The 22,531-nt window shown below is 52.0% G+C and carries 24 protein-coding genes; 18 read left to right on the top strand and 6 right to left on the bottom strand.

Annotation, left to right across the window (positions count from 1 at the left end):
- Position 1 precedes the first annotated feature (1 nt).
- From B5E82_RS09475 to B5E82_RS09455, 5 genes are all read left to right on the top strand, one after another.
- Complete coding sequence (locus B5E82_RS09475) at positions 2 to 238, top strand: hypothetical protein (protein ID WP_087307313.1); 237 nt, start codon at positions 2 to 4, stop codon at positions 236 to 238.
- Entirely contained in the window at positions 228 to 1,301 is a 1,074-nt protein-coding gene (gene ytvI, locus B5E82_RS09470; protein ID WP_087165469.1) for a sporulation integral membrane protein YtvI, read from the top strand. The genes B5E82_RS09475 and ytvI overlap by 11 nt, the downstream gene beginning before the upstream one ends.
- Before the next feature lie 178 nt (positions 1,302 to 1,479).
- Positions 1,480 to 3,009 carry a Y-family DNA polymerase gene (locus B5E82_RS09465; protein WP_087165468.1) on the top strand — a complete coding sequence of 510 codons (1,530 nt, stop codon included), beginning with the start codon at positions 1,480 to 1,482 and terminating at the stop codon, positions 3,007 to 3,009.
- Between the two features lie 31 nt (positions 3,010 to 3,040).
- Positions 3,041 to 3,466, top strand: coding sequence for a hypothetical protein (locus tag B5E82_RS09460; protein ID WP_087165467.1), 426 nt, complete (start codon positions 3,041 to 3,043; stop codon positions 3,464 to 3,466).
- A gap of 56 nt (positions 3,467 to 3,522) precedes the next feature.
- On the top strand, positions 3,523 to 4,344 hold the full coding sequence (locus B5E82_RS09455; protein WP_140393115.1) for a hypothetical protein: 822 nt from the start codon (positions 3,523 to 3,525) through the stop codon (positions 4,342 to 4,344).
- Between the two features lie 27 nt (positions 4,345 to 4,371).
- Here B5E82_RS09455 and B5E82_RS09450 read toward each other — a convergent pair whose 3' ends face one another.
- Together B5E82_RS09450 and B5E82_RS09445 are read right to left on the bottom strand one after the other, a co-directional pair.
- Complete coding sequence (locus B5E82_RS09450) at positions 4,372 to 5,568, bottom strand: macrolide family glycosyltransferase (RefSeq protein ID WP_087165465.1); 1,197 nt, start codon at positions 5,566 to 5,568, stop codon at positions 4,372 to 4,374.
- Entirely contained in the window at positions 5,561 to 5,803 is a 243-nt protein-coding gene (locus B5E82_RS09445; RefSeq protein WP_087165464.1) for an AbrB/MazE/SpoVT family DNA-binding domain-containing protein, read from the bottom strand. The genes B5E82_RS09450 and B5E82_RS09445 overlap by 8 nt, the downstream gene beginning before the upstream one ends.
- A gap of 272 nt (positions 5,804 to 6,075) precedes the next feature.
- On the opposite strand from B5E82_RS09445, the gene hydF reads away from it, so the two are divergent.
- The 8 genes from hydF to rsmI all read left to right on the top strand — a co-directional run bounded on the left by hydF (position 6,076) and on the right by rsmI (position 14,651).
- Positions 6,076 to 7,317, top strand: coding sequence for a [FeFe] hydrogenase H-cluster maturation GTPase HydF (gene hydF / locus B5E82_RS09440; protein WP_087307312.1), 1,242 nt, complete (start codon positions 6,076 to 6,078; stop codon positions 7,315 to 7,317).
- Positions 7,314 to 8,894 (top strand): aminotransferase class I/II-fold pyridoxal phosphate-dependent enzyme, encoded by a 1,581-nt coding sequence (locus tag B5E82_RS09435; RefSeq protein WP_087307311.1) that lies wholly within the window; start codon positions 7,314 to 7,316, stop codon positions 8,892 to 8,894. Before hydF ends, B5E82_RS09435 begins: the two co-directional genes overlap by 4 nt.
- Before the next feature lie 93 nt (positions 8,895 to 8,987).
- Entirely contained in the window at positions 8,988 to 9,575 is a 588-nt protein-coding gene (locus B5E82_RS09430) for a guanylate kinase (protein WP_087307310.1), read from the top strand.
- An 82-nt stretch (positions 9,576 to 9,657) separates the two neighbouring features.
- Positions 9,658 to 10,647, top strand: coding sequence for a DNA polymerase III subunit delta' (gene holB, locus B5E82_RS09425; protein WP_087307309.1), 990 nt, complete (start codon positions 9,658 to 9,660; stop codon positions 10,645 to 10,647).
- Position 10,648: 1 nt separating this feature from the next.
- Positions 10,649 to 11,560, top strand: coding sequence for a PSP1 domain-containing protein (locus B5E82_RS09420; RefSeq protein WP_087307308.1), 912 nt, complete (start codon positions 10,649 to 10,651; stop codon positions 11,558 to 11,560).
- Positions 11,550 to 12,287, top strand: a complete 738-nt coding sequence (locus tag B5E82_RS09415) for a tRNA1(Val) (adenine(37)-N6)-methyltransferase (protein WP_087307307.1) — start codon at positions 11,550 to 11,552, stop codon at positions 12,285 to 12,287. Before B5E82_RS09420 ends, B5E82_RS09415 begins: the two co-directional genes overlap by 11 nt.
- Before the next feature lie 18 nt (positions 12,288 to 12,305).
- Complete coding sequence (locus tag B5E82_RS09410) at positions 12,306 to 13,793, top strand: putative glycoside hydrolase (protein ID WP_087307306.1); 1,488 nt, start codon at positions 12,306 to 12,308, stop codon at positions 13,791 to 13,793.
- A gap of 3 nt (positions 13,794 to 13,796) precedes the next feature.
- Positions 13,797 to 14,651 (top strand): 16S rRNA (cytidine(1402)-2'-O)-methyltransferase, encoded by an 855-nt coding sequence (gene rsmI, locus B5E82_RS09405; RefSeq protein WP_087307305.1) that lies wholly within the window; start codon positions 13,797 to 13,799, stop codon positions 14,649 to 14,651.
- Between the two features lie 117 nt (positions 14,652 to 14,768).
- Here rsmI and B5E82_RS09400 read toward each other — a convergent pair whose 3' ends face one another.
- Complete coding sequence (locus B5E82_RS09400) at positions 14,769 to 15,023, bottom strand: AbrB/MazE/SpoVT family DNA-binding domain-containing protein (protein ID WP_087165455.1); 255 nt, start codon at positions 15,021 to 15,023, stop codon at positions 14,769 to 14,771.
- 267 nt (positions 15,024 to 15,290) lie between these two features.
- Between B5E82_RS09400 and B5E82_RS09395 the strand changes: the two genes are divergently transcribed.
- Positions 15,291 to 15,911, top strand: a complete 621-nt coding sequence (locus B5E82_RS09395) for a nucleoside recognition protein (protein WP_087307304.1) — start codon at positions 15,291 to 15,293, stop codon at positions 15,909 to 15,911.
- Between the two features lie 8 nt (positions 15,912 to 15,919).
- A complete protein-coding gene (locus tag B5E82_RS09390) occupies positions 15,920 to 16,447 on the top strand; it encodes a spore maturation protein (protein WP_087307333.1) in 528 nt (175 codons plus the stop codon).
- A gap of 75 nt (positions 16,448 to 16,522) precedes the next feature.
- Here B5E82_RS09390 and B5E82_RS09385 read toward each other — a convergent pair whose 3' ends face one another.
- Positions 16,523 to 18,307, bottom strand: coding sequence for a DUF885 domain-containing protein (locus tag B5E82_RS09385; protein WP_087307303.1), 1,785 nt, complete (start codon positions 18,305 to 18,307; stop codon positions 16,523 to 16,525).
- A gap of 195 nt (positions 18,308 to 18,502) precedes the next feature.
- Between B5E82_RS09385 and B5E82_RS09380 the strand changes: the two genes are divergently transcribed.
- The 3 genes from B5E82_RS09380 to B5E82_RS09370 are packed head-to-tail and all read left to right on the top strand — an operon-like array spanning position 18,503 to position 20,826.
- A complete protein-coding gene (locus B5E82_RS09380; protein WP_087307332.1) occupies positions 18,503 to 19,303 on the top strand; it encodes a MerR family transcriptional regulator in 801 nt (266 codons plus the stop codon).
- The gene (locus B5E82_RS09375) at positions 19,300 to 20,109 is read left to right on the top strand and encodes an ABC transporter ATP-binding protein (RefSeq protein WP_087307302.1); all 810 of its coding nucleotides are present in this window, start codon (positions 19,300 to 19,302) and stop codon (positions 20,107 to 20,109) included. The genes B5E82_RS09380 and B5E82_RS09375 overlap by 4 nt, the downstream gene beginning before the upstream one ends.
- Before the next feature lie 3 nt (positions 20,110 to 20,112).
- Positions 20,113 to 20,826, top strand: a complete 714-nt coding sequence (locus B5E82_RS09370) for an ABC transporter permease (RefSeq protein WP_087307301.1) — start codon at positions 20,113 to 20,115, stop codon at positions 20,824 to 20,826.
- Positions 20,827 to 20,994: 168 nt separating this feature from the next.
- Here the strand turns inward: B5E82_RS09370 and B5E82_RS09365 are convergent, their stop codons facing one another.
- Both B5E82_RS09365 and B5E82_RS09360 read right to left on the bottom strand, forming a co-directional pair.
- Positions 20,995 to 21,582 carry a 50S ribosomal protein L25 gene (locus B5E82_RS09365; protein ID WP_087307300.1) on the bottom strand — a complete coding sequence of 196 codons (588 nt, stop codon included), beginning with the start codon at positions 21,580 to 21,582 and terminating at the stop codon, positions 20,995 to 20,997.
- Between the two features lie 212 nt (positions 21,583 to 21,794).
- Complete coding sequence (locus tag B5E82_RS09360; RefSeq protein ID WP_087307299.1) at positions 21,795 to 22,496, bottom strand: hypothetical protein; 702 nt, start codon at positions 22,494 to 22,496, stop codon at positions 21,795 to 21,797.
- Positions 22,497 to 22,531 lie beyond the last annotated feature (35 nt).

The raw sequence follows: 22,531 nt of genomic DNA, 5'->3' as shown, positions 1-22,531 counted from the left end.
CATGAAGCTGTTAGATGTGGCTGACAGATACTGTAAGGAAAGCAGCTGGAAAACACTTGCCCTCCTGAAATTCTGCCTGTTTTCCATCGGACTGATGGTGGGAATGCAGGTTCCGAAGGAGAAGAGAAAAGCGGTGTATGGGGCAGGTATGGCAATATTTCTGGTGACATATATTCCGCTGATGGCGAAGTTTTTCCGCCTGTGGACGAAAAAATGGGAGGAGACCTATGAACATTGAAACTCAGAAACGGTTTCTGATCCGAATCGGCTTTTGGGCAGTGGTGATTCTGCTGATGCTGGTCGGATTTCAATACGTGCTTCCGGTGGTCCTGCCTTTTGTGATGGCGTTTCTGATCGCGGCTCTGCTGGACCGGCCGATCCGGTTTCTGGCGAAGCGCCTGAATGGAAAGCGGGTTCTTCCTGCCATCGGCCTTACGCTTCTGTTCTATCTGCTGGCGGCGGTTCTGTTTGGCTTTCTGGGGCTTAGGGTGCTGATGTTTGTGTGGGAGACGGTCCGGGAGCTGCCGCAGTTATACAGGAATACGCTGGAGCCTGCTCTGGAGACATTGTTCGCGGATCTCCAGAACCGGCTGGATGAGCTGGACCCTGCCGTGGTAGCGGCGCTGAGCGACAACGTAAATTCGGCCCTGGGCTCTCTGGGCAGTTTTGTGACCAACGGGTCTGTGCGGATCATTTCCTATATCTCCGGCATTGCGGCGTCGGTGCCGGGCTTGTTTCTGAATATTGTGATTACGATTATTGTCACCTTTTTTCTGGCAATTGATTTTCCAAAAGTAACGGGTTTTCTTCTGCGCCAGCTTCCGGAGCGGGGGAAGCAGGGACTTGAGGAGGTGCGCGGCTATGTAGTCGGAACACTGCTGAAATGTCTTGTGTCCTATGCCCTGATTCTCTGCATTACCTTTGCAGAGCTCTCCATAGGGCTGACGGTTCTGAAGGTGCCGGGGGCGGTTCTGATCGCGGCGTGCATCGCGGTCTTTGATATTCTGCCGGTACTGGGTACGGGAGGCATCATGATTCCCTGGGGCATTATCTGCCTGATTATGGGAAAATGGGTGCTGGGCGTTGGCTTGCTGATACTGTACGTTATCATTACTGTGATCCGGAACATCATTGAGCCGAAGCTTGTGGGATACCAGGTGGGGCTCCATCCGGTGGTAACGCTGCTTTCCATGCTGCTTGGCCTGCAGTTTTTCGGCCTGATCGGCCTGTTCGGCTTTCCGATTACACTTTCGCTTGTGAAAAATCTCAATGACCGGGGCGTGATTCATATTTTCAAATAGAACTGAAAAAAGATGAGCCCGCGAATCGCTGCTGAAACGAGGCACGGGCGAACAGAAAGGCTGCCCTGCAGAGAAGAAGAAAAAATTTCTGCAGGGACTGTTCTTTTCTTTCTGGATGTGGTATAATCCGAATAAAGCAAACATGCGTTCGAAAATACCGGCGCGGAGGGCGGAAACCATGTCTGAAAAAGTCTATATAGCCATTGATTTAAAATCCTTTTACGCCTCCGTGGAGTGTATGGAACGGGGGCTGGACCCTATGACCACAAATCTGGTGGTGGCAGATAAGAGCAGAACGGAAAAGACCATTTGTCTGGCAGTTTCTCCGGCTTTGAAGGCTTACGGCATCTCCGGGCGGGCCAGGCTCTTTGAAGTGGTGCAGAAGGTCCGGGAGGTCAACGCGAAGCGCCGGCAGAAGGCGCCCGGCGGCGTACTGAAGGGCTCCTCCTGTCAGAGCGGGGAGCTGGAGGCAGACCCTGCGCTGGCGGTGGACTATGTGGTCGCGCCGCCGCAGATGGCGCGCTACATGGAGATCAGCGCCCGGATTTATGAAGTTTATCTGAAATATATTGCGCCTGAAGACATGCATGTCTATTCCATTGACGAGGTATTTATCGACGCGGCTGCTTATCTGAAAACCTATCGGATGACGGCCCGGGAGCTGGCTATGAAGATGATTCTGGATGTGCTGGACACTACGGGGATCACGGCGGCAGCAGGAATCGGGACGAATTTGTATATCTGCAAGGTGGCGATGGATATCTGGGCCAAGCATGTGCCGGCGGATGAGAACGGCGTGCGCATCGCCGAGCTGGATGAGCTGTCTTACAGGCGGCTGCTCTGGTCCCACCGGCCGTTGACAGATTTCTGGCGGGTAGGACCGGGTTACGCGAAAAAGCTGGAGGAAAAAGGACTGTATACCATGGGAGATATCGCCCGCTGTTCTCTGGGAAAGGCTTCGGATTATTACAATGAAGACCTGCTGTATGGCATGTTCGGCGTCAACGCGGAGCTGCTCATTGATCATGCCTGGGGATGGGAGCCCTGTACCATAGCGGATATCAAGGCATATAAGCCCGAGAGCAGCAGCATTATTTCCGGTCAGGTGCTGCAGTGCCCCTACCCATTTGAAAAGGCAGAACTGGTAGCGCGGGAGATGGCGGATATGCTGGCGCTGGATTTGGTGGAAAAGGGGCTTGTAACCAACCAGCTTGTTCTGACGGTGGGGTATGATATCGACAATCTGAGAGATCCTGTTCTGCGCGGAAAATACAAGGGAGAGATTAAGACGGACCGGTACGGGAGAGCCATACCGAAGCACGCCCACGGCACGGTGAATCTGGAAAATTATACTTCTTCGACCCGCCAGCTTACAGAGGCAGTGACAGGACTTTTTGAGCGCATTGTGGATAAGGAGCTTCTGGTGCGGCGGCTGAGCATATCGGCCAATCATGTGCTGCCGGAAAAAGAAGCGGAAGAAAAGATGGAGACGGGATTTGAGCAGCTGGATCTGTTTACAGACTACGCGGCTCTTCAGAAACAGAAGGAAGAAGAGCGGGCGGAGGCTGAGCGGGAAAAGAAGCTTCAGCACGCCATGCTGGATATCAAGAAGAAATTCGGCAAGAACGCGATTCTGAAAGGCATGAATCTGGAGGAAGGAGCCACAGCCAGGGACCGGAACAATCAGATAGGCGGGCACAGGGCCTGAAAAGACTAAAAAAGGAGAGGGAGGATGCAGTATGAGTACAAAGCAGGAAGAACAACGGCAGTATGAGGATATGATCCATCTGCCCCATCACGTTTCCTCCCGGCATCCGCAGATGTCCATGACGGACCGGGCCGCGCAGTTTTCCCCCTTCGCGGCCCTGACCGGATACGGGGACGCGGTCCGGGAGAAGGCCAGGCTGACAGAACAGAAACCCGATCTCTCGGAAGAGGAGCGGGCGGAGCTGGACTATAAGCTTCAGATGGCCTGCGGGCCGGCCGGCGAAGGAGAGAGGCCGGAAGTGCGGATCACATATTTTGTGCCGGACAGAAAGAAGGCGGGAGGCTCTTACCGGGAAGCATCCGGGCGGATTCGGAGGATCGATGCCTGCAGGCAGGAGCTTATTATGGAAGACGGGACGGAGATCGAGATCAGTTGTGTAATCGAGATCCGGATTTGATTTTTGCAGGCGCCGGACATACCTGTAATAAAAAATATATTGAGGGGACAGAGAATATGAAGCAGAAGAAGCAATATACGATTTCCACAGAAAGTAAGTATATAAAGGAGTATCAGAATGAACATTACCGGGCGCTGATTCTGGACGAAAACGGAAGAAAGGTAAGATTCGGGCGCAGATGGTTTCTGACAGAGGAGCAGGCCCTTCGGGAAGGCGAGCTGCTGCTGGAGGAGATTCATAAGGCGGAAAAACTGGCGGAGTATGGAATTCACTTTACCCGCGGGGTATTTCATGATGAAAATGGTTCCGGCAAGATGATGAAGTACGGCTGCCTGATTATCATGGTTCCGGCTGCGCTGGCTGTGACAGGCGGCATAATCTGGGATTCTGTTTTTGGCAATTCCACAGGGTTTCTGTTGTCTATGCTGATAGTCATAGCGGCGATGGTGTACCTTTTTGTAAATCAGTTCAATTATGGCGGAAATATGGTGTCCTATGTGCTCTGCGACGGGGATCTGTACCGGATCTTTATCCAGAACGAGGCGGCGGGAGCTGCTCAGGCTGTAAACGACTTTCTTGGTTCCGCAGCCGCGCTGAAGATGATAGAGATGGGCGAGCGATCCCGCCGGCAGAGCCAGGAGCTGCTGGCGAGAAATTCTTTCCTGCACACCCAGCTGAATAAAAATAACTGCTGGAGAATTCTGGAGGTTCAAAAAATCATTAAGAAGAAAGGACACTGCATCATAAAATGCGTGATCGAGAAGGGAAAGAGCAGGCGCATCTGCAGAAAGACCCTTCATATCCGGGAGGGCTACAATAATTACCGGGAGCTGATAGGATGCTTTGAGTATCTGGAGGCCTGCTCTTCTGAGCGATGAGAATGGGAACGGGCAGAGAGGAAAGACTTAAGGAGAAACGGCGCTTCTTTCTCCCCGGCAGACCTGCAGGATTTTGTCTGCGGCTCCTTTGGCGCCGAGACATTTCCGGAAGCTTTCGGCGATCCGGCAGGCGTTCCGCCGGTATTTCGGCTCGGAAAGTATTTTCCGGACGGCTTCGGAAATGGAGGCCGGGTCTGCTCTTTTCAGTTTCAGGCCTGCTTCCAGCTGAGAGACTCTTTCCGCCACGCCCTGCTGTTCGGAAGTCTGGGGATACATGACCAGCGGAACTCCGAAATACAGACTTTCATTGACACTGTTCATGCCGCAGTGAGAAAGGAACAGGTCCGCCTTTTCCAGTACGGCGATCTGATCGACGCTTTGGAAGACGGAAATATGATCCGGCAGCGTTCCCAGGGCTTCCGGGGGGACCAGGCGGCCGACAGACAGAATCACCTGGCAGTCCATATCTGAGAAAGCGGCGATACAGTCCCGGTAGAAGGGCAGCAGGTCATTGACTACGGTTCCCATGGAGATATAGATGAGGATATCCCGGGTTTTCCGGATCTCTTCAGCCGCAGGACGGACGGAAGGCCCCACAAAGGCATATCTGTCTGAAAAGGTTTCGGCGCAGGGCTGAAATTCGGGAGAAGTATAGACAATAGTGTGGGTGGAAGCGTCGTTCTGGAGGATATCCAGGACATTTTTGACAGGATAGCCTTTGTCCCGGAGACGCCGGATGAGACGGCTGCTTTTGGGGAGAGCCAGAAGCATTTTCAGCATCTGTCCAGGGCTTTGAGGCATGATTTTTGAGGAATAACGGTTAAAGGCAAAGGTAGTAGTGGAAGATACAAAGGGGATGCCCAGCTTCATGGCGGCGGCCTTTCCCCATACGGCCATGGAATCTGCCACGATGCAGTCGGGTTTCAGGCGGGCCATATCGGAACAAACCTTTGCGTCAAGGGCCAGGGTGGTGTCCACAAGAATTTGCATGGAAAAAGCCAGATCCCGGCCCACGCGGGCGGTATCTTCCGGTGAAAGACTCTGTTCCGGTCCATATCCGTCACAGGAAATAAATACTGCTCCGGCAGCTTCTATCCGTTCACGAAAAGCTTCATAAGAATAGTACCATACCTGATGTCCCCGGGCAGTAAGCTCCCTCACCACATTTAAGGTGGGATTGGTATGCCCGTAGGCCGGTATGCAGAAAAATACGATTTTACTCATCTGTTCCTCCCTGCTGATCGGAATCTGCCTGCTCTATGTCTGCAAATATTTTTGAAATATACTGTTCCTGCTGTTCCATGGGAAGAATGGCGATTCCCCGTTTTACATCCCCCAATACCAGGATCTCTGCGCCGGGCTGGAAATCAAAGATTTCTCGGGCTTCTTTTGGAATTACAAACTGTCCCTTTTCTCCGATTTTGACCATCCATGCGTACTTTCCGTCTGTGAATTTCATAAATGCCTCCAAAAGTATGATAAATATAATTTGTATGATTAATCATACCACTGGGGAACGAAAACGTCAAGGGTAAATGGAAGTGAAAAGATATGAAAGAACAGCAGAGAAAACGGCATAAATGGAGTTCTGCCGCCGTAGCCTCCTGCCGCCGCAGTTTCACTCCGGCCACTCCGGACGGCTTTCGAGGCCTGCCTTGCCCCCTGCGGGAATTTATAGTAGAATAGCGTTGAAACAATGGACATCAGAGGAAGGTCAGAGGAGGTATCAGCATGGGAATGAATCAGACGCCGTCTTCTGAACGGGTGCATATCGGCCTGTTTGGAAAAAGGAATGCGGGAAAATCAAGCGTGATCAACGCGGTTACGAATCAGGATATCGCGATTGTGTCAGCGGTCCGGGGGACGACTACGGACCCTGTATATAAATCCATGGAGCTTCTGCCCTTGGGGCCGGTGATGCTGATTGATACCCCGGGGCTGGATGACGAGGGGGAATTGGGCGCCCTCCGGGTGCAGAAGGGGCTGGACGTGCTGCAAAAGACAGACATCGCTCTTTTGATTGTGGACGGAACTGCCGGAATGAGTCCGGAGGACGAGAGGCTGGAAGAGGAGCTGAAAAAGAGAAGGCTTCCTTATCTGGTGGTTTTCAATAAATGGGATCTGGTACAGGAAAAGAGTGCCGGGGAAGAGAATTCCGGCGCGGAGCCGGAGGATGAGCGCCATATCCGGGTCAGCGCCCGGACAGGGGAAGGGATTCAGGAGCTGAAGGAACGGCTGGCCCGTATGGTTCCGGCCGGAAAAGAGAAGCGTCTGGTGGGAGACCTTCTGGAGCCGCAGGATCTGGTGGTGCTTGTGGTTCCCATTGACAAGGCTGCGCCCAAGGGCCGCCTGATTCTGCCCCAGCAGCAGACCATCCGGGATGTGCTGGAGAGTGGGGCCGTATCTGTGGTGGTGAGGGAGAAAGAACTGAAGGAGACTCTTAAAAAGCTTGGCACAAAACCGAAGCTGGTAATTACAGACAGCCAGGTGTTCGGCCTTGTGGACCGGGATACGCCGGAGGACATTCTGCTCACATCCTTTTCCATTTTGTTTGCCCGGTATAAGGGAAATCTTGCGCAGGCAGTCCGGGGAGCGGGGGCGCTGGAATCGCTGCGGGACGGGGATAAAATCCTGATTTCCGAGGGCTGTACCCATCACCGCCAATGCGATGATATCGGAACAGTGAAACTGCCCCGCTGGATTGAGAATTATACGGGGAAGAAGCCGGAATTTGTCTTTACCTCCGGGACTGGCTTTGAGCGGAACCTAAAGGAGTATCATATGATTGTCCACTGCGGAGGCTGTATGCTGAATGAGCAGGAAATGCAGTACCGCCTTAAGATGGCAGAGAGCCAGGGCGTGCCGATGACAAATTATGGAATTCTGATTGCTTATATGAAGGGGATTCTGGAGCGGAGTCTTCAGCCGTTCCCGGATATGGCGGCCCTTTTGGAGAAAGAGAAAGGAAAATGACGCGTACGGAACAGGAAAAGAGGAATTTCGGAGGTCCCCTTTACCGGAAGCTTCAGGCTTATGGGGAGTCAGATTATTACGGCTTTCACATGCCGGGGCATAAACGGCTTCTGGGACAGTTCGAAAATCCATACCGGTTTGATATTACGGAAATAGACGGCTTTGATGATCTGCATCATCCGGAGGAGGATGGAATTCTGACGAAGGCCCAGGAACGGGCGGCGCGCCTTTACGGAGCGGAGGAGACTCATTTTCTGGTGGGCGGAAGCACGGCAGGGATCTTAAGCGCCATTTCAGGCTGCACCCGCCGGGGAGGCCGGATTCTGGCGGCCCGGAACTGCCACAGGTCCGTGTATCATGCCATAGAACTGGGAAATCTGAAGGCGGAGTATCTTTATCCACAGCAGATTCCATCGCTGGGGATAAACGGCGCGGTCTGCCCGGAGGATGTGGAAAAGTTCCTGAAAGAGGAACGGCAGTCCGGGGAAAAAGACCGGAATACTGCGGCAGAGAAATATGGAGCCAGAGATGAGAGGGCCTCTGAACATCCTGTTCAGACTGTCATCATCACCTCCCCTACCTATGACGGCGTCTGTTCGGATGTGAGAGGGATCGCGGAGGTCTGCCACAGACATGGAATCCCGCTGATCGTGGATCAGGCTCACGGGGCCCATTTTCCGTTTTCAGATTATTTTCCGGAGGATGCGGTGAGCGCCGGAGCGGATGTGGTGATTCACAGCGTACATAAGACGCTGCCTGCGCTGACCCAGACGGCGATTCTGCATATTCAGGGAAGACTGGTGGACAGAGAGAGAATCCGGCATTTCCTTTCGGTATATCAGAGCAGCAGCCCGTCTTATGTGTTGATGGCATCCATCGATGCCTGCGTGGATCTGCTGGAGCGAAAGGGAACGGAGCTTTTCCGGAAACATGTCAAGGGGCTTTCTGCCTTCCGGGAAAGCTGCCGGGATCTGAAAACACTGTACCTGGCCGGGGATGATATGGCTGCCGGCTATCTGGCAGAAACGGCAGGAAGAGAACCGGAAGGGAACGGACGGGCAGCCGGCGCCTGTGATTTTGACCGGAGCAAGCTTCTGATTTCTGCCCGGAGGACAGGACTTTCGGGAAGCCGCCTTTCGAAACTTCTTCTGGAGCGGTACCATCTGCAGATGGAAATGAGCGGGCCGGATTATGTGGTCGGTATCGCCAGTATCGCTGATACAGAGGAGGGCTTTTCCAGATTGAGCAGAGCGCTCCATGAACTGGACAGAGAATACGCAGGATGCAGGGAAAAGACAGGACGGTTCCCGGGGGAAGCCGGGATTCCCCGGCTTCCCTTTGTCCTGACGGCTGCGGAGGCGGCGGAGAGAGAAAAGGAGCTTTGCTCCTTTTCGGCCGCCGCGGGAGGGATCGCGGCGGATTATGTGTACCTGTATCCCCCCGGGATTCCGCTGCTTGTGCCGGGAGAGCGGATTACGGAAGAGGCGGTCTGCCGGATCGGGGAATGGCTGGAAGCCGGTTTTGCCGTGCACGGCCTGAGGGAAGGCAGGGAGCTGCCCATAGTCAGGGAGAGATAACGGAAGTGACAGCCGGTCCTCGTCCGCGGCCCGGCAGCAGGCTGGAAGCCTGGGCCTCCAAAGCTTCTGAAAGATACGAGGAGAAATGAAGAAATGGGAAAATTATTTTATATCATCGGCAAGAGCTCCACAGGGAAGGATACGATTTTTCAGAGTCTGCTGGAGAACAGGAAACTGAATTTGGAGCCTCTGGTTCTGTATACCACGCGTCCCATGCGTGTCGGTGAGACTCCGGGAGTGCAGTATCATTTTACCGATGAAGATGGGCTTTCGAAGCTGGAAGCGGAGAACAGGGTGATTGAGCTTCGGGCCTATCACACGGTTCACGGGATCTGGAAGTATTTTACGGCGGATACGGAAGCGACAGATCTGGAGCAGCATGATTATATCGGAGTAGGAGTGCTGGAATCTTTCCGGGCTCTGAGGAATTATTATGGGGCGGATAAAGTGGTGCCCCTTTATATCGAGGTGGAGGACGGAGAGCGCCTGCAGCGGGCCCTTGACCGGGAGAGAGCCCAGGAGGAGCCCCGCTATGCGGAGCTCTGCCGGCGGTTTCTGGCGGACAGCGAGGATTTTTCGGAAGAAAAGATACAGGAGGCCGGCATCCAGAAGCGGTTTTATAACCGGGATCTGAAGGAGTGCATCGAGGAAATAAATTCCTATATCCAGGCCAGTCTGTAAGCGGAAAAAGACTGTTTTTTATAAAAAAACTGTGTTATACTGAACATAGCTGTGGACAATCCGCGAGGGGAGGGAAGAATATATGGCAGGATTTTCAGAAATCATCGGACATGAACAGATCATAGAGCATTTACAGAACGCAATCCGTCTGAATAAGGTTTCCCACGCCTATATTCTGGATGGCGAGGAGGGGGCCGGCAAGATGCTTCTGGCGTCAGCCTTTGCTCAGACCCTTCAGTGCGAACAGGGCGGCACGGAGCCCTGTGGGAAATGCCACTCCTGTATTCAGGCGGAAAGCCGGAATCAGCCGGACATTATCCGGGTAACGCATGAGAAGCCAGGCTCTATCGGTGTGGATGATATCCGGGATCAGCTGTGCAGTGATATCCTCATACGTCCCTACAGCAGTCCCTGGAAGATTTATATTGTGGATGAAGCGGAAAAGATGACAGTACAGGCCCAGAATGCTCTTCTGAAGACAATAGAAGAGCCGCCCGCTTATGGAATCGTTCTGTTGCTTACGGAGAATTCGGAGGCTTTTCTTCCAACCATCCTTTCCCGCTGCGTGACTCTGAAGCTGCGGCCGGTAAAGGATGAGCAGATTCGGAAATATCTGATGGAGGAACTGCATGTGCCGGATTATCAGGCGGAGGTATGCACAGCTTTCGCCAGGGGAAACGTGGGCAAAGCCAAACGGCTGGCTGAATCGGATCATTTTCAGGACTTGAAGGATCAGGTGGTGCATCTTCTGCGTCATCTGAATGATATGGAAATATATGAAATCACGGACGCAGTGCGGAGAGCAGGGGAGTATAAGGCGGATATAGAAGATTATCTGGACCTGATGGCGCTCTGGTACCGGGACGTACTGCTGTTCAAGGCTACAAGACAGATTGACAGCCTGATATTTTCAGATGAAATTAATTACATCAGCGCGCAGGCCTCGAAAAGTTCCTATGAGGGCCTGGAGCATATTTTAAATGCATTGGAGAAAGCGAAAACCCGTCTGAAGGCAAATGTGAGCTTTGAGCTGACGATAGAGCTTCTCATGCTGACGATAAAGGAGAATTAACATGGAAAAGGTCATAGGCGTCAGATTCCGGACTGCGGGGAAAATCTATTACTTCTCGCCCGGAAAGCTGAATATTCCCAGAGGGAAGCATGTGATTGTGGAGACGGCCAGAGGCGTGGAGTATGGAAGCGTTGTGGTCGGTACAAAAGAGGTAGAGGATAAAAAGATTGTGCAGCCGCTCAAGCCGGTGATCCGGATCGCGACTGCGGAGGATGACGCGAAGGAAGCTGCCAACCGGGTCAAGGAGAGGGAAGCGTTCCGGATCTGTCAGGAAAAAATCAAAAAGCACGGCCTGGAGATGAAACTGATTCAGGCAGAGTATACGTTTGATAACAATAAAGTGCTGTTTTACTTTACGGCGGACGGACGGATCGATTTCCGGGAGCTGGTTAAGGATTTGGCCAGTGTGTTCCGTACGAGAATTGAGCTGCGTCAGATCGGAGTCCGGGATGAGACGAAGATTCTGGGAGGCATCGGCATCTGCGGAAGAAGCCTGTGCTGTCATACGCATCTTTCCGAGTTTGTGCCGGTTTCCATCAAGATGGCGAAGGAGCAGAACCTGTCCCTGAATCCCACGAAGATCTCCGGCGTCTGCGGCCGCCTGATGTGCTGTCTGAAGCATGAGCAGGAGACCTACGAGGAGCTGAACAGCCGCCTCCCGGGCAACGGGGATTCTGTGACGACGGCAGACGGCCTGAAGGGTGAAGTGCAGAGCGTGAATGTGCTGCGCCAGAAGGTAAAGGTGGTCGTGACCCTGGAAGGAGACGAGAAGGAGATTCGGGAGTACCCGGTGGAGGAACTGAAATTCCGGCCCAGGAAGAAAAAGGAAAAGGGCGGCGTGTCCGATAAGGAGCTGAAAAAACTGGAGGCTCTGGAAAAGCAGGAGAGGAAATCGAAACTGGATGATGATTGAGCTGAAAGACGGGGAGCGGCTGGACGAGCTGCAGCGGAACGGGTACCGGATCATTCAGAATCCGGGAAGATTCTGTTTTGGCATGGATGCGGTTCTTCTTTCGGGCTTTGCCCGGGTGAAAGAAGGGGAACGGGCGCTGGATTTGGGCACTGGCACCGGCATTATTCCGATTCTCCTGAGGGGCAAGACAAAGGGACGGAATTTTACTGGACTTGAGATTCAGAAGGAAAGCGCCGATATGGCCAGACGCAGCGTGGAGCTGAATGAGCTTACAGATTCCGTTTCCATCGTAGAGGGCGATATCAAGGAGGCGGCTTCCCTGTTTGGAGCGGCCTCTTTTGACGTAGTCACCTGCAATCCGCCTTATATGACGGATCAGCACGGCCTTCAGAATCCCGAGCTTCCGAAAGCGATTGCGCGCCATGAAATTCTGTGCAGCTTTGAGGATGTGGCCAGGGAGGCGGCGAAGGTCTTAAAACCCGGGGGCCGTTTCTATCTGGTGCACCGGCCTTTCCGTCTGGCAGAGATTATCATGACGCTGGGAAAGTACAAGCTGGAACCGAAAAGGATGCGCCTGGTCTACCCTTATGTGGACCGGGAGCCCAATATGGTGCTCCTGGAGGCCTGCCGGGGAGGCAGACCCCGGATGACGGTGGAGAAGCCTCTCATCGTGTACCGGGAACCGGGCGTTTATATGGAAGAAATTTACGAGATTTATGGATACTGATTGCGGAGAGAACAGGCTATGAAAAAAGGGATGGCAGTGATCGGGGCGCTGGCAGCGGCCCTTTTTCTGTTATCCGGCTGCGGGGAGACGGAGAGTGAAGTGCCGGAGGCTCAGCAGGCGCAGACGGTGACAGAGCAGGAAGAAGTGTCTGGATCGGACGGGCAGGAGAAGACGGACATGGCTTCTGAAGAGACAGGAAAGACAGAAGAAATCAAAGATACAGAAGAAAACGAAAAAACCACAGATACCAAGGATACAAAAGAAAACGAGGAAGCCAAAGATACAGAAAAAGTCGAACCGCCGGAACCGGTAAAGGGAATCTATGTGACAGGTCCCATGGCCGGTCATGCGAAAATGGAAAATCTCATACAGCTTGTCCGGGACAGCGAGCTGAATGCCATGGTGATTGATATTAAAAATGATGAGGGAATTGTCACCTATCAGATGGAAGAGCCCATGGTGCAGGAGCTGGAAGCGGATGTGCGGTATATTGCGGATCTTCCGGGGCTGGTACAGAGGCTGAAAGCAGAGGATGTCTATCTGATTGCCCGGATCGTGGCGTTTAAGGACCCTATTCTGGCGTCCAGACGCCCGGATCTCTGTATTCAGAGAAAGGACGGCGGCGTATTTGTAGATAAGAATGGTCTGGCCTGGGTCAATCCCTACCGGCAGGAGGTGTGGGATTATCTGCTGGCGGTGGCAAAGCAGGCTGCTGCTGCGGGCTTTGATGAGATTCAGTTTGATTATATCCGTTTCCCCACCGAGATTTCGGATGAGGAAGCCGACTATGGAGAGACTTCTCTGGAGAAATCCAAGACGGATGTGATTACGGAGTTTACCGCTTACGCTTATGAGAATCTTTCTCCATTGAATGTAAAGGTGTCGGCCGATGTTTTCGGCACGGTGATTGACAATGAGACGGATGCTGAGATTGTGGGTCAGGATTACCAGGCTATGGCAGAGCATCTGGATTACATCTGCCCGATGATTTATCCTTCTCATTATAACGACGGGGTCTATGGTCTGGCCCATCCGGATCTGCAGCCCTACGAGACCATCACGGGAGCGATGCAGGCATCCGCGGAAAGGCTGGCAGAGATTCCGGAGGGTACGAAGAAAGCAGAGGTACGGCCCTGGCTTCAGGATTTCACAGCCACCTGGCTGAGCGCGCACCAGACCTATGGTCCGGAGCAGATCCGCCAGCAGATTCAGGCGGTCTATGATAACGGCAGCACGGAATGGCTTCTCTGGAACGCGAAGTGTTCCTATACGGAAGGGGGGCTTCTGACTCCTGAGGAAGCAAAAGCAGCCGAAGAAGCGGCGCGGGCCGCCCGGGAAGCCGCGGAGCTGGAAGCCGAACAGGAGGCGGCGCAGGCCGCCGCGGAAGCAGAAAGCAGCGGGGAAACGGAAGGAACAGAACAGTCTCCCGCGGAGAACGCAGGGGCCTCAGGGACTGCCGGTGAGAGCGGAGAAGTTCCATCTGCGCCTGTACAGACAGAGGAGTAAAAGATGCAGGGAACCTTATATTTGTGCGCGACGCCAATCGGAAATCTGGAGGATATGACCTTCCGGGCTGTCCGGATACTGAAGGAAGTGGATCTGATCGCGGCGGAGGATACGCGCAACAGCATCAGGCTGCTGAATCATTTCGAGATACATACGCCTATGGTCAGCTATCATGAATATAATAAATTCGACAGAGGAAGGGAACTGGTATCCCGGCTGCAGGAAGGGAAAAATGTCGCTTTAATCACGGACGCGGGAATGCCTGGAATTTCCGATCCGGGCGAGGAACTGGTGAAAATGTGCGCGGAGGCCGGGATCACGGTAACAGCCCTTCCGGGAGCCTGCGCCTGTGTGACGGCGCTGACGCTTTCCGGCCTTGGTACGAGACGCTTTGCCTTCGAGGCCTTTCTGCCTGCGGATAAAAAGGAACGGCGTAAGGTGCTGGAGGAGTTGAAAAGTGAGACCCGGACGATTGTGCTTTACGAGGCGCCCCACCGTCTGGTGCGGACTCTGGAGGAGCTTCTGGAGACACTCGGAAACCGACGAATATCTGTCTGTCGTGAGCTGACCAAGAAGCATGAGACAATTTTCCGGACAGATTTTGAGAAGGCCCTTTCCCATTATCGGGAGCAGGAACCGAGGGGAGAGTGTGTGCTCGTGATCGAGGGGAAGGCTGCGGAAGAGATTCTGAAGGAAAAGCAGGAAGCCTGGAAAGAAATGAGTCCCCGGGAGCATGTGGAAATGTACGAGTCCCAGGGGAATTCCAGAAAAGAAGCTATGCGGCTGGCAGCCCGGGATCGGGGAGTGCCGCGCAGAGAGATCTATCAGGCTCTGCTCACAGAAGAGGAGAAGGCGTAAAAAAGAATCCTGCGCCGCAGGATTCCCACTTCTGTCAGACTATGTCCTGTATCTATAGCATCAAAAACCGGTAACCATGATGGAACTTATGGCTGCCGGTTTTTGTACGGATATTTATTAGATTAAACCAGCTTTCTTCGCTAATTCTTCGATAGACTTCTTTGAAACCAATTTGCCATGATATTCAATGAGGTCTTCGCGTTCTCCAGTGAAAATATCCGTCGGTGCATACTTTTTCAAAATAATTTTGTCATCTTCAACATAGATCTCGAGAGAATCGCGTTCTTCAATGCCGAATACTTTACGTAATTCCATTGGAAGCGTGATACGTCCCAGTTCATCCAGCCTTCTGACTACTCCGGTGTTCTTCATTGCTTCTCCTCCTTATATGATGGTAACACTTGATAACCTCTAGTATAACAAAAAAACGACAAGATTCCAATAGAAATTTCACTAATCGGAGAGAAATTATTTTTGAAAATTGATAATTATGGAATTCATAGTCATATAAAGTAAATTGAGAGAAAAAACAGGGGATGGAAAAGGCAAATTTCGACAAAAATGTGAGACGAAAAACAAAACATAGAAGAAAATCACAGAAAATATACTGTACAAAACAATAGAAAAGGAAAATAAGGAATGTTGAACTATCTGTGGGGCGCCATGCTTTTGCTGGGAATTGTCTATGGCGCTTTTAACGGAAGGCTGCCGGAAATTACTTCAGCGGCCATTGATTCTGCCAAAGAAGCCGTGACTTTGTGTATCACCATGACAGGAGTTATGTCTCTGTGGGTAGGACTGATGGAGATCGCGCAGAAAAGCGGAGTCATCGGACGGGCCACAAAAAAGATCCAGCCCTTTATCAGTTTCATGTTTCCGGGACTTCCCAAAGGACATAAGGCCAGAGAATACATCACGGCCAACATTATCGCCAATGTATTCGGCCTTGGCTGGGCCGCGACTCCGGCAGGGCTGAAGGCCATGGAATCATTAAAAGATCTGGAGGAGGAACGGAAAACACATCCGGTGGGCGGAAGAAAGGCTGTGCCTAAAGGCGTGGCCAGCAATGAGATGTGTACCTTCCTGATTTTGAATATTTCGTCTCTGCAGCTGATCTCTGTCAGCATTATCGCCTACCGGAGCCAGTACGGAAGCGTGAATCCGGCGGCAGTCATAGCGCCGTCCCTTGCGGCCACTCTGCTGAGCACGATAGCTGCGGTGGTATTCTGCAAGATGATGGATGGGAGGCGCAGGACGTGAATAGGATTATTCAGATTCTTCTCTACATATCCGATATGCTGGTTCCGTTTCTGATCCTCTATGTGGTGGCCCATGGGCTTCTGGCCCGGCGCCCGGTTTATGACGATTTTGTAAAAGGAGCAAAAGACGGGTTCCAGACAGTGCTTCAGATTATGCCCACGCTGGTGGGGCTGATGGTGGCAGTGGGGGTGCTCCGGGCCTCCGGTTTTCTGGATTTTCTGTCAGAAACATTGGGACGGATGACAGAATTAGTCCATTTTCCGTCAGAATTAGTTCCCCTTACGATTGTGAGGATGTTTTCCGCATCGGCGGCTACAGGGCTGGCGCTGGATATTTTTAAGGAATACGGGACGGACTCCTATCTGGGTCTTACAGCATCGATTCTGATGGGATGTACGGAGACGATTTTTTATACGATGAGTGTGTACTTTATGACGGCAAAGGTAAAGAAGACGCGCTACACGCTGGCCGGAGCTCTGCTGGCCACATTGGTGGGGGTGGCGGCCAGTATCTGGCTGGCCGGAATGATGAAATAGGCGGGGCAGCAGACGGAAAGAGTTCTGTCTGCTGCCCCGCCTGTTTTGATCCGGCGCACTCCGCCCAGATGTATTTCAGTCTGTTCCCGTCCAGCCGTAAAGATAATCCCGGATCACAGAGAAGGGAGCGGGTCCGATGGAAAGAATAAATTCATGAAAGTCCTTTATGGCAAAATGCTCTCCGAAGGTCTCCTGTGCTTCTTTTTTTAATTCCAGGATCTCCACGGCGCCCAGATAATATTTCAGATAATTGGCCGGATTCTGGACGATGGCCTGATAGATGGAGTCCAGGGCCGTCTCATCGGTGATTCCGAAAGCTTCGAGATAAGCGGCCAGATCCTCCGGCTTCCAGCCTTCGTAGTGGATGCCTGTGTCGGCCCTGGCGTACAGGCCCAGGAGCAGAAAAGAATTGGCGGCCAGAAGCTCCGCGGAATCAGAATCCAGAGAGGTAAAGCGGTAGGCGTATCGTTCCGCATAGGCAGCCCAGCCTTCCACATATCCGCCGAAATAGAAAATATTTCGTACCGGATCAAGCTTCAGTGAATCCTCATACATAGTCTGATAGAGATGGCCGGGCCAGCCCTCATGGGCCAGGGTCGTGAAAAGCGTCAGCTCATCGTAATCAGCGCCCTGGTTGATGTAGATGACATGCCTGTTCATCTGATCCAGAGGCGGCGTCAGATAAAAGGCAGGGCTTAAGTAGCTTTCCAATGAAGGGGCCACGTATTTGACGGTACAGGAGGCGGAATTTACGGCGGGAAAATCTGCCTGGATAGCTTCCTGCAGTTCTGCCAGAATATCCTCCGGAGCCTGGGATTCTATCGGGCGGGAAAGGTGAGTCAGAAGCTCGGGCCGCCTGGTAATGATATCTGCCATTAGCCGGGCATCGGACAGAAGCTGCCCGTCGATGAGATTCCGGATTTCTGTCATGCTGCGCCCGGAGCCAATGGTGCAGTCTATGAGGGCTTCATAATAGGCGGCTCCTTCCGGATAATAGCAGAGGCCGTAAGGGTTTGTGCCGCATGTTTTGAGCTCTTCCAGACCGTCTGCCAGGAGCTCATAGGCAGGAAGCACATGACCGATGACGCGGGCCCGGTTGGCTTCCGCATAGGTTTTCCGTTCTTCTTCAGAAAGAAAATCCGCCTGGGCCAGACGTTCCTCAAAGGAAGACAGCAGAAAATGGCTGCCGGGATCGGAGACAAAATCCCGGCACTGGGTGATTACAGCCTCTGCAGTCTCCTCCGGCATAAAAAGGCCTGCTTCTGCCTTTTCCCTCTCGTAAGCAAGCAGGCTTTCATAGTAGGAATCGATCTGTTCCAGAAGAGCCAGATAGGTTTCGATGTCTTCCCTGGAGGAAAAGCTGTACTCAGCCAGCAGAATAGGAAGCTGGGCCTGGGTTCCAAGCAGAGGGCTTAAAATCTCTTCATAATAAGGATATTCGGCAAGGGCCAGCTCGCTCTGAATCTGCACTCGGAGAATGTCATAGGTCAGACGGTTGGAGGCAGACAGTTCTTCCTTCGGGAAAGAACACAGGGTATCCAGCGCGTTTTCCAAAGCGGCTGCGGAGCGCTCCTTTGCGGAGGCAGAATATTCTCCGAAGGACACAGGAGCGTCTGTGATGCCTGCGGCTTCCGGGTCAGCCAGTGTATAGTGAAGCGTCAGTGTGTTGGAAGATACGTTTGACAGGAAAAGCCTGCTGGTAAAGGTTTTGAAGGCTTCATCGGCTGTCTGCTCCTTTTCTCCGTCCGTGCAGAGAAAAAGGAAAAGCGCACAGAGCAGCAGCGCTGGAAAAAGGAAGAGAAACAGAAGGATTGTGGAAGGCTTCCGCCCCGTTTCCAGTCTTTTTTTGACAAATTTCAATTGCGTTCACCTGAAAAAATCTTATAGGATCTTATGAGAAGAACAGCAATTAAAGTCCTGGGAGAAAAGCAGTTTGAGGCGGAACACCCGGTCTGCGGAGATTTCAAAGAAAAAATTTTTGCGTCTGCTTTGAAAAGGGGCTTGCTTGTGACGCAGCGTAATGAGTTATACTTTCAGTCAGGAGGTAAAACGGAAATGGAAAAATACAGAGCGATACCGGAAGGCTATATGACGGTGGGGGAAGCCGCGAAAAGAATGGGTGTTACTGTGCGGACACTGCAGCATTATGACAGAGAGGGCCTGTTGTCTCCGTCCGCTTTGAGCGAGGGTGGACGGAGACTCTATACAGATAAGGATATCGTAAAGCTTCATCAGATTTTGTCCCTGAAGAATCTTGGCTTTTCTCTGGATGATATCAAAAACAGGCTCATCTCTCTTGATACTCCGGCAGAGGTGGCGGAGGCCCTGGAAGATCAGGCGTCTGCTGTCCGAAATAAGATAGAAGAACTGTCGGAATCCTTAAGGGAGCTGGAGGCGCTGCGGGAAGAAGTGCTCCAGATGCAGTCTGTGGATTTCAAAAAATACGCGGATATTATTGTAAATCTGCGGATGAAAAATGAATTCTACTGGCTGATTAAGCATTTTGACGATCAGATGCTGGATCACATCCGAGGCCGTTTTGATAAGGACAGCGGACAGGCGTTTATGGATCGTTTTATAAAGCTTCAGGACAGGGCGCTGCAGCTTCGGAACGCAGGCAGCCCTGCGGACAGTGAAGAAGGACAGAAATTCGCGAAAGACTACTGGGATATGATTACAGAATTTACCGGCGGTGACATGAGCATGCTCTCAAAGCTGGTGGAATTCGGACAGACTGTGAACACCAACCCGAAGTGGAAGGAGAAGCAGGAGGCTGCGAACGGATATATTGAGCAGGTACTGGACGTATATTTTTCCGGGCTGGGGACAGATCCGTTCGGGGAGGAAGCGCCATGAAAAATGCCGTAGAAATCAGGGGATTAAGGAAAAGCTATGGGGCGCATGAGGTGCTGAAAGGTCTCGATTTTCGTGTGCGTCAGGGAGAGATTTTCGCGCTGCTCGGTGTAAACGGCGCGGGAAAGACCACAGCCCTGGAGTGTATAGAGGGACTGAGGAAATGTGACGCTGGCAGCATTGCGGTTCATGGCAGAATGGGGATTCAGCTTCAATCCGCTTCTCTGCCAGAGCATATCCGGGCTATGGAAGCGGTAAAGCTTTTTGCCGGATGGAATAAAACCGCGCCTGACAGGGAGATGCTTGCTGCTCTGGGGATTGATGGACTGGCAAAGAAGCAGTATTATCAGCTGTCCACAGGCCAGAAACGGCGTCTTCACCTGGCTCTGGCGCTGATCGGAAATCCGGATATTCTTTTTCTGGATGAGCCCACGGCGGGCCTGGATGTGGAAGGAAGGCTTTCCCTTCACGCACAGATCCGGAAGCTGAAGGCCCGTGGGAAGACCATCATGCTGGCCAGCCACGACATGGCTGAGGTGGAAAGTCTCTGCGACCGGATAGGGATTCTGACAGAGGGGAAGATAGCTTTTACCGGCACGGTGGGAGAACTGCATGAAAAAGTGGGAAAACATTACCATATTTCTGTCCGGACGGCGTGCGGAACTGATGCTTATGAAACGGATAATATCAGAGACGCCTTGCTTTCGCTGCTTGCCCGGTACAGGGAGAGTGGAACGGATATTCTGGAGATCAGGACGGACCGGGGAACGCTGGAACAGCACTTTATGAAAATCGCAAAAGGAGGATGACACATGGGAGCTTTTCTGTACGGAATATCGCTGCAGTGGAAGATGGATATACGGAGCAAAACGCTGCTTATTACCTGCTATATCGTTCCGCTTTTGTTTTTCGTTCTGATGGGAGGCATCTTTACGGCGGTCATGCCTGATGCGGGAAAGACGCTGATTCAGTCCATGACAGTGTTTGGCGTATCTATGGGAGCGCTGATTGGCCTTCCGCCTTCTCTGGTGGAAATCTACAGCGGCGGAATCCGGAAGGTTTACAGGGTAAATGGGGTTCCGTTCTGTCTCGGTCTTGTATTAACAAATATTTCGGCGTTTATACACCTGTTTATGATGAGCGTGATTCTTTATGCGGCGGCGCCTCTTGCTTTTGGCGCTGAAATTCCGGAAAATCCAGGAGCGTATTTTGCGGGCCTTGCTGTGTTTATCCTGATTTCCTTAAGCGCCGCGTCCGTCATCGGACTGGCGGTAAAGGATCAGACGCAAACGTCAATGTTTTCCATTCTTGTGTTCCTGCCTTCCATCCTGCTTTCCGGGATCATGTTTCCGGGTGAGCTGCTTCCGGCAGGTTTCGAGGCTGTGGGAAAGCTGTTTCCAGCTTTCTGGGGTTACAGGCTGATGACGGAAAACACCTTCCGCTTGGAGGATGTGCTGCCTTTGCTGCTGATTTTCGCTGTGGCCGCATTCGTCTGCGGCATTCTGCTGGGCAGAGCCTGTGATTAGCAAAAGGCAGGCCGGAAGGCTGGAAGCGGAAAAGCCGTGGAAAATAAAAAACGGGGGAAATAAAAACCGGCATGGTCCTTTTGAGAACCATGCCGGTATAAAATTTTAGTTCAGCCATATCTCCGGCCTTAACTGCCGGTATACTCTGTGAAGCAGATATGCAGGGCTTTAAGCCTCTGAGGTATCTTCTTCACCCTCATCTTCCGCAGGAGCATTGTGAACCTCGATAACAGTAGCAATCACAGCGTCCAGCGGAGTCTGAAGATCAATATCCGGATTCTTTGCAATGTCCAGATCCTCCACCTTCAGGGTGTCGCCCACCTTCATGCTGCTTACATCCACCCGGATTTTATCTATTAATGCGGCGGGCAGAGCTTTGTAGGAAACTTCCTGCAGCATCTGCTGGATCACGCCGCCCTGAACAGCTTCATGATTTAAAAGGATAATTTCAGCTACAGAATGTACCTTTTCATTGCTTACCAGAGCCTGGAAGTCAATTTCCAGAAGCTGCCCTTTCAGGGTATCAAAATCAATTTCCTTGATCAGAGCGTCATAGGTCTGGCCGTCTACTTCCAGCATTACCTGGCTTCCTTTGCCGTTTGTCTTAAGGATTCGCTCTACAGCGGGTTTTTCGATTTTGAGCGGAATGGATTCCGCCATCTCGCGGCCGTAGATAACGCCCGTTACATAACCTTCTCTTCTAAGTTTCTTGGCTTTTGTTGTCATGTCTCTTTTTTCAGCTTTTAAAGTATTCATTTATCTTTTCCTCCAAAAATCTGAATCGCTTAGCAGCCTTCCACTTTGCAGAACAAACAGGTATTGTTAAGTGTTCGTTATTTAATTACAGTTTTATTATAGCACCGCTTGTCAAGAGAAAAATCAGATTTTTTGGCGTTAAATTATTAAAAGTTTATAAAAAAAGAGAAAACAAAGTATTTTATCGGCATATCTGGAAGAAAACTGGAAATTTAAAAGGCATTCCAGATAAAGCAGAAAGCGAAAACACAGCCCCAGGCGTTTCCGGTCTGCCTTTTTACTATCAGCATTCCATAGATAGCCGTGAAAGTGGTGATAAGCTCAACGATTCCCCAGAAGGAAGTGTTGAAGGGATGAAGAAGCAGACAGGCAGCGGCGCAGATGACAGCGCCCATATCCAGCCAGAGTCCGGCAGGAGGATATCTGCGGTTTATCTTTTCGCTGATGACTGCGTAGTTAAAACCTTCAAAAAATCCCCAGACCAGGATAATTACTGCCATTCCCAGAACTGAAAGGGGAAAACCGCTGTTCAGCACATCTTCTGTGATTAAGATACTGAAGGGCTGCCAGCCTTCTATCTGCCCCGAAAGATACCGGCAGCAGAGGAGGGGAAGAAAGACAAGTATGGTTCCCAGAACAGCTTTTCCAGCCTGTTCTTTTCTGAGTCCGAAGGAGGAAAATGCCTCCCTGCGGAGAATACAGACAATCGTGATGCCGAGTCCGGCGACGCCGTATTGAATACCGGCGTTCACCAGCAGCCGGGGAAAAATGGGGCGGCCGCTGTCCAGGACAAATTGGGTTAACTGATTTCCCATTGCGGCATAAAGGCAGAAAACGGCCAGGGTAACCAGCGCAATGATCCAGATATCCGTATCCAGACGCTTCTGCTCAGGTGATAACGTCTTTTTTGACATAACAGGTTCTCCTTTAGGTTCGATTTCCTTCTGTG

Origin of the sequence: Lachnoclostridium sp. An138, from assembly GCF_002160765.1 — a bacterium.
GTDB classification, from domain to species: Bacteria; Bacillota; Clostridia; order Lachnospirales; family Lachnospiraceae; genus Laedolimicola; species Laedolimicola faecalis.
Note: the sequence above shows the minus strand (reverse complement) of the source record. Positions and strands in the feature narration are given on the sequence as shown.

What these genes read in the sequence shown, in the direction of transcription:
- B5E82_RS09430 (WP_087307310.1), top strand. Translation starts at nt 8,988, where the DNA reads ATGGGAAAATTATTTTATATCATCGGCAAGAGCTCCACAGGGAAGGAT.
- B5E82_RS09445 (WP_087165464.1), bottom strand. Translation starts at nt 5,803, where the DNA reads ATGAAATTCACAGACGGAAAGTACGCATGGATGGTCAAAATCGGAGAA.
- B5E82_RS09435 (WP_087307311.1), top strand. Translation starts at nt 7,314, where the DNA reads ATGACGCGTACGGAACAGGAAAAGAGGAATTTCGGAGGTCCCCTTTAC.
- B5E82_RS09450 (WP_087165465.1), bottom strand. Translation starts at nt 5,568, where the DNA reads ATGAGTAAAATCGTATTTTTCTGCATACCGGCCTACGGGCATACCAAT.
- B5E82_RS09375 (WP_087307302.1), top strand. Translation starts at nt 19,300, where the DNA reads ATGAAAAATGCCGTAGAAATCAGGGGATTAAGGAAAAGCTATGGGGCG.
- B5E82_RS09395 (WP_087307304.1), top strand. Translation starts at nt 15,291, where the DNA reads ATGTTGAACTATCTGTGGGGCGCCATGCTTTTGCTGGGAATTGTCTAT.
- B5E82_RS09380 (WP_087307332.1), top strand. Translation starts at nt 18,503, where the DNA reads ATGGAAAAATACAGAGCGATACCGGAAGGCTATATGACGGTGGGGGAA.
- holB (WP_087307309.1), top strand. Translation starts at nt 9,658, where the DNA reads ATGGCAGGATTTTCAGAAATCATCGGACATGAACAGATCATAGAGCAT.
- B5E82_RS09365 (WP_087307300.1), bottom strand. Translation starts at nt 21,582, where the DNA reads ATGAATACTTTAAAAGCTGAAAAAAGAGACATGACAACAAAAGCCAAG.
- B5E82_RS09370 (WP_087307301.1), top strand. Translation starts at nt 20,113, where the DNA reads ATGGGAGCTTTTCTGTACGGAATATCGCTGCAGTGGAAGATGGATATA.
- B5E82_RS09455 (WP_140393115.1), top strand. Translation starts at nt 3,523, where the DNA reads ATGAAGCAGAAGAAGCAATATACGATTTCCACAGAAAGTAAGTATATA.
- B5E82_RS09420 (WP_087307308.1), top strand. Translation starts at nt 10,649, where the DNA reads ATGGAAAAGGTCATAGGCGTCAGATTCCGGACTGCGGGGAAAATCTAT.
- ytvI (WP_087165469.1), top strand. Translation starts at nt 228, where the DNA reads ATGAACATTGAAACTCAGAAACGGTTTCTGATCCGAATCGGCTTTTGG.
- B5E82_RS09400 (WP_087165455.1), bottom strand. Translation starts at nt 15,023, where the DNA reads ATGAAGAACACCGGAGTAGTCAGAAGGCTGGATGAACTGGGACGTATC.
- B5E82_RS09475 (WP_087307313.1), top strand. Translation starts at nt 2, where the DNA reads ATGAAGCTGTTAGATGTGGCTGACAGATACTGTAAGGAAAGCAGCTGG.
- B5E82_RS09465 (WP_087165468.1), top strand. Translation starts at nt 1,480, where the DNA reads ATGTCTGAAAAAGTCTATATAGCCATTGATTTAAAATCCTTTTACGCC.
- rsmI (WP_087307305.1), top strand. Translation starts at nt 13,797, where the DNA reads ATGCAGGGAACCTTATATTTGTGCGCGACGCCAATCGGAAATCTGGAG.
- B5E82_RS09460 (WP_087165467.1), top strand. Translation starts at nt 3,041, where the DNA reads ATGAGTACAAAGCAGGAAGAACAACGGCAGTATGAGGATATGATCCAT.
- B5E82_RS09410 (WP_087307306.1), top strand. Translation starts at nt 12,306, where the DNA reads ATGAAAAAAGGGATGGCAGTGATCGGGGCGCTGGCAGCGGCCCTTTTT.
- B5E82_RS09415 (WP_087307307.1), top strand. Translation starts at nt 11,550, where the DNA reads ATGATGATTGAGCTGAAAGACGGGGAGCGGCTGGACGAGCTGCAGCGG.
- B5E82_RS09360 (WP_087307299.1), bottom strand. Translation starts at nt 22,496, where the DNA reads ATGTCAAAAAAGACGTTATCACCTGAGCAGAAGCGTCTGGATACGGAT.
- hydF (WP_087307312.1), top strand. Translation starts at nt 6,076, where the DNA reads ATGGGAATGAATCAGACGCCGTCTTCTGAACGGGTGCATATCGGCCTG.